An 11763-nucleotide genomic window follows, 5' to 3' on the forward strand; every position below is an offset into this window, starting at 1 on the left:
TTTAAGAGACAGTCCTCTTTTAAAGGAAAAACTCCTTATGAAATACTAAAATTAAAACTAAAATAATTATATTTAAAGTCTACGAAGTCATGAAGTACGACAGCTGTTCGTAGAAATTGAATTGGATACAGATAAAATTGAATTTATTGATGAAATAAAATCAACTTTCAATAAAACTCCTCAAATTCAGCAATGTTATTATGTAACAGGTGAAGTAGATTTTGCATTGATTATGGTGGTTAATACTATGCGAGAATACGAATCCTTGACTCGAAAATTATTTTTTAGTAACTCGAATATACGACGTTTTAAAACTTTTGTCAACATGCATACAGTTAAAACTGGATTACAAATACCATTACCTAAGAATGATTCATAGCTACTTTGTTACTATTGTTCTCTACTAAACTATAACAAGAAATTTAATAAATAGATAGGCTAAACTACTAATATTTATCTAAATACCACCATATCGTACGAAGCTACCTAGTATTAACATGATTATACTAATCGTTGTCACCGCTATAATATGAAATGTCATGAGAGGAAGTTTTGTATCATCTGTTTTTAAACGAGGAAGCACATAAAATTGAGCACTCAAAGCCAATAATACAATTGTTGCTAAGCCTATCAGTTTTAATGAGACAACTCTTTCAATGGGGTTTTCGAATTGAAACCAATTACTAATCTTGATCGTGTAGATATAAGACATTCTTACTCCTGTAATAACCATAACTAATAAAGCTGGAAGTCCTATTCGTTCGTATTTACTTTCAAAAGAGAACAATTTCTCTATCGATTTTTCTTTCCATACTTGTGGTAAAATAACCAAACTTAATATAATATGTCCACCAACCCATATCGTAGCGCCTATTAAATGGAAAATTAATAATAGATGTAATTCGTGCATATCAAGAAATATTAATTCATTTTATTGATGATCTTATTTTACTAAAATCAACTGACTATTTACTAAAGCCTCTAACTTATGTATAACATTTGGTTCTATCGTTATATAGTCACTAGAGCTTAATTCTATTGTTTGTTCATTTTCATCTGAATACACTACTTTTCCAGTAACACATAAAAGCAAAGCAGGTATTTTTGTACTGTGCTCTTTTAAAACACTTTTTTCTAATAATTGAATTGATGTTACATTACTAGATTCGCCTTTGAAAATACTTATCGCTCCAACGCTTTTATCAGTATCATGAATACTATTTAAATTTGGTAAATTTTCCATAATGAATTATTTATCTTCTAAATTTATTCCAAATCAATTAAATACTCGACCAAATCTATCTTATATTTTCTTATTTATACTCAGTAATAATTAATTTTTAAATCAATTACCATTTCAAATAAAAATCACTTCACTTCTCCCCTATTTTGTTCGCCCACTTTTTCCGAAACATTATCGAACAACACTCGAACAAATCCTATTTCTAGTTTTATGATTTTCACCTCAACCCCTCTCCAATAAAAGAAAGTTGTATTCTTGTTATTCTTGCCTTTATATTCAATCTCAAATTTTTTCAGCTGGGTTGTAAATAAAATAATAAAAGAGAAAATTCATAAATTTCATATTCAATCCCATTTCATTTTTACCTTCCAGATGAATGTATTTTTTAATTTCCTTTACGATAGAATGAATATCTTTTCCATTTATTTTAAGATATTTGTAATATGGATGGTAAAACAAGAGCAAATATAAAACCTGGTATGCTGGTTAATATTGTATTGAAAAAGGATCAACGAACTGGCGAATTGACTGAGGGTATCGTGAAAGATTTATTGACTTCTGCGCCTTATCATCATCGTGGTATAAAAGTTCGTTTGACGGATGGACAAATTGGACGTGTGCAAGAAATTATTGAAGACGATTTTTAGAATGCATCAAACTATAAATTAAAAGCTCTTATCAATACAGATAAGAGCTTTTTACAATTTTTCACCTTTGCCTTTTCTATTTCAACAAATAGATTTTAATTAACAAATTGTGTGTTATAACAACTTAAACCATCTATTTGAATAATTTTATTTCAAAATGCACAACTGGTTTTAATTAAGAATCCTATAAATCGGATATTGTCTGTAAGTATTCTTCTCAAAATAAGGCGAATTTTTATAAACCCAATCCAACTGTGCTTCGCCATCATTAGCAAACTCTGGTTTTAATGCTTTTTCTGCTTCAAATGCGGTTTTCAAAACCACATTATTTTTCAATAATTCAGCAGCTGTATCCTCAAAAATATAAGCCGAATAATATTCTTTCTGACCTAATATTCCATCGAAAAAATTCCAGTTAAAGAACGAATCCAATGCCTCTGGTTCTAAGGTTTCAAGAATATATTTCACTCCATCTTGTTGTGTTGGCACAATATAATCTCCTTCAAAAAATTTAAGCGATTTCATCGATTTTGTAACCACCGTTTCGTAATGATTATAATGTCCTTCATATGCATTTTTATTGGTTTTAAAATCTGATATTTTATACGATTCGACGTTAATTAATGTATCATTTTCTATTCGTTTCATTTGAATATCATTTCGTTGCAAAGCTTCTACAACGCGATATTCAGCTTGTGGAAGAACATAATATTTCGGAATTGTAATGTAACTAATTGGTTTTGCAGAATTGAATAATTTAATTTTTTTTGTAAATGGTTTCGATCGATCATAGTACAATCTATCTTTTCCCGAAACCGCACTTGGCTTGTATCCTGCTTCAAATCCTTTAAAATTCATTGTTGTAAATTGAGTAGAATCTATTTTCCAACGAATTCCATATTGATTTCCGACCTGATATTGTTTTAGATTTTCTTTTCGTAAATTTCTGATTGTCAAATATTCTTTATCTAAATTTTCTAGATTTACCAACATATATTTATACGTTGCGTCTACACGGTTTTCATAAGGCTTTAACATATGTGTTTCGGGCATTGTGCTTAGTGCATTAAACAATGTTGTATAACCTGTAGAATAGCGTGGAGAATCTTCGAAAGCTGCAAAACCAATATCAGGAACATCGCCATGTATGTTCACATATTGCGTACTTTCGTAACCATTTTTTTGCATTTCGGCTAGATTATTTGCTTGATATGTCGTATAAAAATAATCGCCCAAAACATTTCCTACACGCGCTTTAAAAGACGAAATATAGGTAAATGTGTACTGATAATCTGCCCCATTACTTACATGATTATCAATAAAAACATCAGGTTTCAACCAATGAAAAATCGTCTGAAAGCTTTTTGCATTTTTTGAATCATTTTTAATAAAATCTCTGTTCAAATCATAATTTCTGGCATTTCCACGAAAACCATATTGTTCAGGTCCATTCTGATTTGCGCGCGAAAAAGCCCCTCTATTCAACATACCACTTACATTATAGGCCGAAATCGCAGCAATAATAAAATTCTTAAGCGGTTTAATTTTTTTCATTGCCAAATCTCGCATCAACATCATCGTCGCATCAATTCCGTCCGGTTCTCCAGGATGAATTCCATTGTTTACGAAAAGCACTGCTTTTGTTTTACGTAATTCTTTTATATCTTTTTCTTTAAATGGATTATAAACAACTACATAAATTGACTTTCCATTATCGTCTTCTCCTTTTTTTACATACTGTATTGTCTCAAAATTTTCCGCTAAATTTTGATAAAACACATTCATTTCATCATAGGTTGTAGTTTGATTTTTATTTCCTTTTTCGTAAGGAGTTATAAAATTATTTTGACCAAAAAGTAGTGTAGAAGTAAGAAATAAAAACAGTATTTTAAAATTCATATCATTAATTTCTTACTAAAATAGAGAGAATACAAAAGATTCAACATGAAAATGAATTATTTTTCTAAAATAATCTTCTACATACAGTAAAAAACATTTGAAATTATAAGGAGAAGCTCTTGTGGAGCTTAGGTAAACTTGTTACAAGTTGATTAATAAATTATATGTTCATTTTTTTTCTTGATAAAAAAAACGAACCAAAAAAAATCAAGTCCGTGCCTACAAGTCGGTCAATAACGACTACTCGCTAAATGCTTTAAATTATTCACATATAAAATGTGAACAGTAAATCATTTTTAACGCTCACTACGTAGAATTGACACTCGACTCTTCAGCAATGACAGCTTTAAAATTCGTTATTATAAGTGAATTTGAATATTGAAAAAGGAATTAAAAATCCGACGATTTAGTATCGAAATGAAATTCAATTCTAAATTATTGGAATAAAAAAAGTTGGAGTGTCTGAGTGGAACGAGTTGACAACTTTATGAAAATAATTTAGTTAGTTGAATCATTGAGAGACTACTGTCGGCATCTTTTTTTGTTTCGTTTTTTTTGGATGAACAAAAAAATGAAAAGAAGAAATATAGAATCACCCTATCCCTACTTCCTCTTATCATTTATTTTATTTAATTAACTCGTATATTACTGAAATTAAATAAATTAAAACATATAACAAAGTTCACGAATTCTACGACAGTGCAGATGTGCAAAGGCTACTTAACGTTAGTGAAAAAACGTTGTATCGCATGAGGAGAAACAAGACGATTCCTTGTTTTAAGCTCGGTAAAAAGTACTTTTTCCCAAAACATTTCTTTAATATAAAATTCTTGGATAAGAGCCTTTTTTGTTAAAGAATGTCTTATCCTAAAATAAGTTGACACCAAATCAACTTATCATGAAAGAATCATACTTAGAAAGAGAAAAGCGTACACAACGCGATTACACCTTAGGCTTTAAGTTAGCTGTTGTACGCCAAGTAGAAAAAGGCGGCTTTACGTATAAACAAGCCCAAAAACACTACGGTATACAAGTTCGACTAGGCACTCAATGGGGTTACCTGAGTTTAATAACAGATGCTTATTCAAGAAAAATAATGGGGTATTGCTTCCGTGAAGATTTATCAGCTGATGGTTGTATTGAAGCGCTTAACATGGCAGTAAATAACAGGCTTTATAATGAATCTATAATTCATCATTCTGATAGAGGATCGCAGTATTGCTCACATAAATATGTAGATTTATTACTCTCAAATAACATAGCTATAAGTATGACAGAAAAAGGTGATCCCTATGAAAATACAATGGCAGAAAGGGTTAATGGAATAATTAAAATGGAATTTAATTTATATGAAAGCACATTAGGTTTTGATCAGACAAAAATTAAAATTACTAATAGTATTAAAACTTATAATGAATTAAGACCACATACAAGTTGTGATTATTTAACTCCAAATGCTGCGCATTTGCAGTCAGAAAAATTAAAGAAAAGATGGAAAACTATAATAGAAGTTTTAATAATCAAAACTCCTTTGTATAGTAAATTTAGGATTAAGATCAATTGGTGTGTAACTATAACAGGATTTATTTAAAAACATGTATAGTTATTTTAGGACCGGGTCATTTGTTTATTCTAAAGCTAATACTTTACAGAAAAGAGAATTTGTAAACATAGTGTTCGACAGCAATTTATACTATGAAAATGGGATTTATCGAACACCTACAATGATGGATTTATTTTCGATTAATCATTTGAAAATGAAGGAAGAAAACTTACTTATTTATACAAAAAAAGAGATTCTAAGTAATAGAATCCCTTTCAGCGGGCTGAAAGGTACTTCTGTCGAACATTTGATGTCATTTTTGACATTTTTGGGTAAGTTGTAATTTTAAGTTTTTTTAAAAGTAATTTACATTCTTTCATTTTAAAATTTAGAAGTTGGCACTTTTTGGCTTCTTAAGCAATAAGAATAGTAAGTATTATTTTATTCTTGTTAAAATCTTAACTCCAAAAATAGATGATTAAAATAGCGGATAAGACGGCTGTATTTTTGGTATAACAAATTGTTTTTCGATTTAAACGTTTAAGGTGAGTGCGTAAACTTAAGTGATTTCGTTCGATATGATTGGTGGAACGAAACTTAGTTGAATGAAGTTCTGAAGGAATAACTGAACGATAGGTATTGAATTTATCAGTGTAAATTTTCGTTGGATTATTCTTAAAAATTGGTGTAAGTAGTTTTTTGAATAGTTCGATTGTTCTATAACCGACATGAAAAGCATGAATTTGTCGGTTTTGTAATGAAAAAGTATAAGTGATCCAAAGTGGGGTTAATCGTTTTTTATGAAAGGTTCTGAGCTCATCGACTTGAAATTCTTTATCTTCTTCTGTGAGTTTGGGTGGTGTTATCTTGGAAGTAATTTGTAGAATTCGTTTAAGTAAAGTGGTCGTTGAGATTTGTAAATAACGTGCTGTACTTCTTATTCCTAAGCCTTCTTTGATTAATTGAATAATATTACAATTGATTGTTGAAAGATAGGTGTTGTATGTATAAATTTCTACAGTGGTTTGGTTACAAGATTTACATTTATAACGTTGTTTGCCATTCTTAGTTTTACCATATTTGATTAATTTAGTAGAACAATTGGAACATATTTTTATTTGATTTTCAATAGTAAAGGTTGATTTTGTCATATATTGTAAGATGTAATTTATGCAAAAAGTTGCTACCAACACATTTGATACACAAGGTTATCAGATGAATTTATTTTAGGTATTTTAAGGACATAAAAATACCCGATAATAGAATACTATCTATTATCGGGTGTGATTATTTTATTGTTAAATGACCTATAATAAGTGTTTTGAAGTATAACAACACTTCTGATACACTACCCCTCTAAGGAAATTCAAGAGTACCATTATTCCACTCTTCAATGGTTGTTTCTGCTGTAAACCCATGTATTGTTGGACTAAGTGAAATTTCTTTCAAAACTTTTATTGATTTACTTTCTATTTGAGGTAATAAAAAATATGCTGCCCATAGTCTTACTCCTATAGAAGAAAAATCTAAAAACTTTTCCAAAAGATTGATCTGACCTTGCTCTTTTAAATAATATACAGAACTCAAAATATTTTTATAAGCTACATTAGCTGATTTATAATTACCTAATTCACTATATTCTGCTTGTTTATTTGAATATATTTCGAAATTTTGTAAAGCTTGCTCTACGTTCTTTATTGTTGCCATCCGAATTTTTTTAAAATTTTTATTCCAAACTTATATTGTTCATCATAAGATTTAGTACTTATCCATTGTCTTACTGTTTTCCCACCAGTGAAAGGTTGTTTAGAAGAATAATACCCTGAAACTTTAGCATGAATAGTTCCTTTTCCATGTGGAAGTTTCATCAAATTGGAAGTATTATGAATTTTTCCAGTACCAAATTTCTTTATATTACTAGGTGTTTGCTCTACAACATGATGCCAAGCTTTTCCTTCTCCAGCAGGTCCCATATGTTTTTTGAAAGCTGAAAAAGAATTAAAACTTTTATTTGACAATCGAGCTCTTCTAGGAGCAGTAGCTCCAATAAAGCTTAAACCTCCATTCTCTGCCTTAGTCATAACAAATGCATGAATACCAGCTTCTCCTAATCCAGAACCATTTTGTAAAGCAAAATTCATATGATTATCGAAACTTTGACCTTCGGGGTCAATTGTATAAAAAACTTTTCCTAGTTCTTTTGTAAAAGATTTTAGTTTACCTAAAAATTCTTTACATTTTGGACAATCTTCTGCTTCTACATCATCTGCATATCCTGTTGCAAAATTATTATGTAAAGCATCATTAAGCCCTGCTACAGTAGCTCCAATTACAAATCCTTCCCAAAAATTACCTCCAATTAAATAAGAACCAATTCCTCCTGAGAATCCAGCGAAAGTAATCATTCCAGTAGTACTTTGAGCAAAATTCCCTCCAAATTTCGTCCATGCTCCAGCAGCTAAGCTTCCTAGAGCACCGGAAATAAAGGCTTGAGTGAAATTTCCACCTTGAACCATAGATAATGTACCTTGTGCCATTGCATGTGCTGTAGATTTTAAAACTCCACCTACTGTAGATTGAGCAAAATTACCTATGGAGAAAACACTACCTATACCTGAAGTGACTGCTCCAGATATAGCACCCCACATCATTGATTTAAACATACCACCAAGTTTAAATTTTTGTCCAGAAATTAATGTTGAAACTAAGTAGGTTGCTACACCTACTGCAGCACCAATAGCAGCACCAATAATAACAGGAGCAAGGTATGCTAAAAAAAATCCAGCTTCCCAATACTCACCAGTTGGATCATTAAACATCAGTGGGTTATTCATTACATAGCCATACTTATTATAATTCTGTGTATTGAAAGGGTCTTGTATGTTTTCATCAGCATTAAGAAAACGTCTTAGAATAGGATCATAAAGACGACCATTCATGTGAATAATTCCTAACTCTTGAAAATGTTCATGTGATGTATATCCACGATCAATTAATAATTGGGTTTGTTTAATTATATTTTGATCAGTGATAACAGCTGTAGTGCCAATTTTAAGATGAGTTAAATTACCCCATGCATCATAATGACGTTGTTCTAATTTTTTAGCATTACTATCAGTAATAGCTAAAATACTACCTAAATAATCTTTGTGTAAATAATGATAAGAAGCTTGAGATTGATTAAAATCTTTCAGGTATAATATATTCGATTCATAAGGAGATCCACCAATGTATAAAATGTGTTTTTCTTGCCCTGTTATATTATCAACAGTCACTTCAAAACTTCCATCTTCGCTATAAAATTTGGTAAATTTACCTTGAGAGTTTACATCAAAATTACCACCATAACTTACGACTTGTCTCATATTAGATAATCCATATGAAAAAGCAGCATCTCCTGTTACTCCATCGATAAAAGTAGGATCATTGTTCTCATTGTATGCAATTTTTTGAATGAAATCATTCGTATAATAATTTTTACCTTCTTGATTTAGATCAATAGTAGAAGGTCGGTAAACAGATCCTGAAGAACCGTAATTAATTTTACCTATTTTATTATTTTCTGTAATACGTCCTTGTTGATCGTAAATATTTTTGTGTATATCTCCTGTTACAGGATTTGTCCATTCTGTTAATCTATTATTATTATCATAAGTGAATCCTTCGATAACTGAGATGTCACCAGAAGTAATACGAGAGCTTAGTTCATTTTTAATTGCGTCAAAAGAATAGTTGATATCAACAATATTAGCTGTAACAGCTGAAGTATGTTTAATACTACTTAACATAGTATTATAATCATAGTTATTGATAATAGAAGACTTTCCTAATTTAGCCTTTGTTACTTGTCCACCAGCAAGTGTTTCTTCCAATTGCCATAAAATGGCTCCAGAATTTTTATCTTTCATTTGATAAAGTGCACCGCTCCAAATATCGTATACATTTTCAATTAATGCTTTTGTATATTGACCACTAGAGTATAAGCTTTTTTCATACGAAGTAATACGCCCTTTATCATCATAGGTAATCCCTTTTTGCATAAAGTAACGTCCATTACTTATTTCACTTGATTCTACAAGACGACCCTGTGCATCATATGTAACAGTAGAAGAATAAGCATCAAGAATACCTTTTATATTTTTAGCAGTTCCTGTTCTTTTTGTTAATTGTCCCTTTGCATTATATGTTAAGGTAATATCTTTTGCAGTAGAACCATCTTTAGCAGTTTCAATTTGTTTGATTAATTGCCCTTTTGTGTTATAAGAATAACTTTTTCTTCCTTTAGGACTATCAAAATAAATAAGATTTCCTAAAGCATCATAAGTATATCTATATGTACCATTAGAAGGGTCGTGAAACTCAGATTTTCTTCCCCAATTATCATATTTTGTTGTCACTACATTTGAACCATATGTAGCAGAAAGTTGTTGACCAACAGGATTGTAAGTGAATGATATTGATCCACCAGCATCTGTAGCACGAATAACATTTCCTAAGGCATCTGTTTCTTGTGAAGTTGTACGACCATATCCATTGTCTTCTTTTACAGTAGTGACCATACCTACAACTTTGGTTGTCATTTTTTTGTCAGAGAAAGAAATTGCTGAAACTTCAGTAGGAAAAACAGCATCATTATACGTTAATGTATTCCATTTTTGAGATTCTCCTTCGAAATAAGGTTCACTTTCTTTTATTTTTCGACCAATAGCATCATATTGAATTTCTTTTGAAATGATACGTCCTTGGTTAAATCCTTTGGTTGATGCTTTATACTCTTGTCCTAATCGATTAACATACTTAATATCATAATTTCCTGTAGGTGAATATTCAGTTGTTTTGATATTTCCACTTGAATCTTTTTCGTATGTATAAGTTGTTGTTCCTGAAAGATTATCATTGGATGTTAAGATTTTTCCCCAAGCATCATAAGTATTAGTTGTTTTATTACCAAATGGATCTATTTCAGTTAATAATTGCCCCCAATTATTATATGTCATTGATGTAACCAAACCGAGTTTATCTGTTTGATTTAATACAAACTTACCTTGTGTATCGTAGGTTGTTTTAACTGTTCCAAAAACTCCATCTTCAGAACTATCCATTGTTTTTTCAATAATATTTCCAAAACCATCATATTTATAACGTTCAATAATACTCTCAGAGTTGTCCCTATTATTTACAATTTTACTCGAAACTAAATTGTTTTCATAAGTGTATGATTCATAAGAAACAATACTTTTTCCATATGCTTGTGTAATTACTTTTTCTGAAGAAGGTCTTCCGATATAATAATTTTTTCCGGTACCTCCTTCATTATTTAAATAAGTTAACGTTGTGGTTGTAATACCAAAACCATTATTAATGTTTGCAGTAGTTGATTCAGGTAAATAGTAATTATTATATGTGACAGTTTCAACTGTGTTAATATTTTTTAAAGCATCAAACGTTGTTACTTTATTAGGAACAACAGCAGTAATTAAATTTGGTACTGGAGTTGTTGGTTTAGTAAGAAATATTTGACCTATTTGTCCAAAAACTGTTGGAGTAAAATAACTGTAAGAATACTCTGTTTGAGTATAAGATATTAAATCTTTATTAGAGGTAGTAAAATTAGTCGTAAAAATACGATTAGTATCATTGTTACCTACTCGAACAGACCACTCTTTATTAATCACTCCTTCATTATACGGATCCATTTGAGATACAGACCACACTTTCGTATTTTCATATCCATCAACATACCAAGAAGAACGTGCTTGCTGTTGGAAGCCTAACATTCCTTTTCCCAATAATTGCATACTCATTCCCCGGTAGTAGAAGTCTTGTTTTCTATTGTCTTGTTGTAATTGAGCAACGACATAAGAACCAGATAAACGTTCAGAACCTACATATGGATACGTTAATAAATCTCCTGAGTAAAAATTAGGGTTTTTAACAGAGTCTAATTCTTTGTATACAACAGAAGTTGTAAGACCACCTTGAGAAATAGTCTTCATCTTTCTCATAGGAGCAATGTCTTGGGAACCTCCAATTGTTTGAAAAATAAAGTTTTTACACTGTGTATTTTTACAGTCATCTGGTTTTCCTGCTAAAACAGTACTATTTCCATCTCGATAAATAGACATGGCTCCAAAATATACAACCATATCATTGAATCGTTTATTTAAAGAATCAATTAAAGAAAATGTTAAAGATGATGTATTATTTTTTAATGTAGTATAAACTGAAGTTTCAACATTAGTGTATTCATCTGTGTGGTGAGCACTCCATTCGTGGTTTCGAATTGTTAATTTAGTTGCTATAAACTCTGCACGTCCATCATTGTCTAAATCATCTGCATAAAAATTATAGAATTGATCTGTACGTCGAAGACATCCACTTTCAAAAACAGTATTATGCATACTAGCATCTTGGATATCCTAACGAAAGTT

Annotated in this window: 9 protein-coding genes and 1 pseudogene; 4 read left to right on the forward strand and 6 right to left on the reverse strand. The window is 30.4% G+C overall.

Annotation, left to right across the window (positions count from 1 at the left end; genetic code table 11):
* Positions 1 to 121: 121 nt before the first annotated feature.
* Complete coding sequence (locus B4J88_RS04995) at positions 122 to 379, forward strand: Lrp/AsnC ligand binding domain-containing protein (protein ID WP_286495934.1); 258 nt, start codon at positions 122 to 124, stop codon at positions 377 to 379.
* A 78-nt stretch (positions 380 to 457) separates the two neighbouring features.
* Here the strand turns inward: B4J88_RS04995 and B4J88_RS05000 are convergent, their stop codons facing one another.
* The gene (locus tag B4J88_RS05000; RefSeq protein WP_286495935.1) at positions 458 to 910 is read right to left on the reverse strand and encodes a CopD family protein; all 453 of its coding nucleotides are present in this window, start codon (positions 908 to 910) and stop codon (positions 458 to 460) included.
* 33 nt (positions 911 to 943) lie between these two features.
* Complete coding sequence (locus B4J88_RS05005; RefSeq protein WP_286495936.1) at positions 944 to 1243, reverse strand: hypothetical protein; 300 nt, start codon at positions 1241 to 1243, stop codon at positions 944 to 946.
* A gap of 443 nt (positions 1244 to 1686) precedes the next feature.
* On the opposite strand from B4J88_RS05005, the gene B4J88_RS05010 reads away from it, so the two are divergent.
* Complete coding sequence (locus B4J88_RS05010; protein ID WP_286495937.1) at positions 1687 to 1890, forward strand: YwbE family protein; 204 nt, start codon at positions 1687 to 1689, stop codon at positions 1888 to 1890.
* Between the two features lie 171 nt (positions 1891 to 2061).
* On the opposite strand, the gene B4J88_RS05015 is transcribed toward B4J88_RS05010, so the two are convergent.
* Complete coding sequence (locus B4J88_RS05015; RefSeq protein WP_286495938.1) at positions 2062 to 3789, reverse strand: hypothetical protein; 1728 nt, start codon at positions 3787 to 3789, stop codon at positions 2062 to 2064.
* A 662-nt stretch (positions 3790 to 4451) separates the two neighbouring features.
* Between B4J88_RS05015 and B4J88_RS05020 the strand changes: the two genes are divergently transcribed.
* Together B4J88_RS05020 and B4J88_RS05025 are read left to right on the forward strand one after the other, a co-directional pair.
* Positions 4452 to 4643, forward strand: a complete 192-nt coding sequence (locus B4J88_RS05020; RefSeq protein ID WP_286495961.1) for a helix-turn-helix domain-containing protein — start codon at positions 4452 to 4454, stop codon at positions 4641 to 4643.
* A 44-nt stretch (positions 4644 to 4687) separates the two neighbouring features.
* Positions 4688 to 5269 (forward strand): annotated as a pseudogene (locus tag B4J88_RS05025) (DDE-type integrase/transposase/recombinase); the annotation flags it as partial.
* Between the two features lie 521 nt (positions 5270 to 5790).
* Here B4J88_RS05025 and B4J88_RS05030 read toward each other — a convergent pair.
* The 3 genes from B4J88_RS05030 to B4J88_RS05040 form a co-directional block, all read right to left on the reverse strand.
* Entirely contained in the window at positions 5791 to 6483 is a 693-nt protein-coding gene (locus B4J88_RS05030; protein ID WP_291066656.1) for an IS1 family transposase, read from the reverse strand.
* A 205-nt stretch (positions 6484 to 6688) separates the two neighbouring features.
* Positions 6689 to 7039 carry a DUF2019 domain-containing protein gene (locus B4J88_RS05035; protein ID WP_291066658.1) on the reverse strand — a complete coding sequence of 117 codons (351 nt, stop codon included), beginning with the start codon at positions 7037 to 7039 and terminating at the stop codon, positions 6689 to 6691.
* On the reverse strand, positions 7027 to 11733 hold the full coding sequence (locus B4J88_RS05040) for an RHS repeat domain-containing protein (RefSeq protein ID WP_291066660.1): 4707 nt from the start codon (positions 11731 to 11733) through the stop codon (positions 7027 to 7029). Before B4J88_RS05040 ends, B4J88_RS05035 begins: the two co-directional genes overlap by 13 nt.
* Positions 11734 to 11763 lie beyond the last annotated feature (30 nt).

Origin of the sequence: Empedobacter sp. UBA5036 (genome assembly GCF_002415215.1) — a bacterium.
In the GTDB taxonomy this organism is placed as follows: domain Bacteria; phylum Bacteroidota; class Bacteroidia; order Flavobacteriales; family Weeksellaceae; genus Empedobacter; species Empedobacter falsenii_B.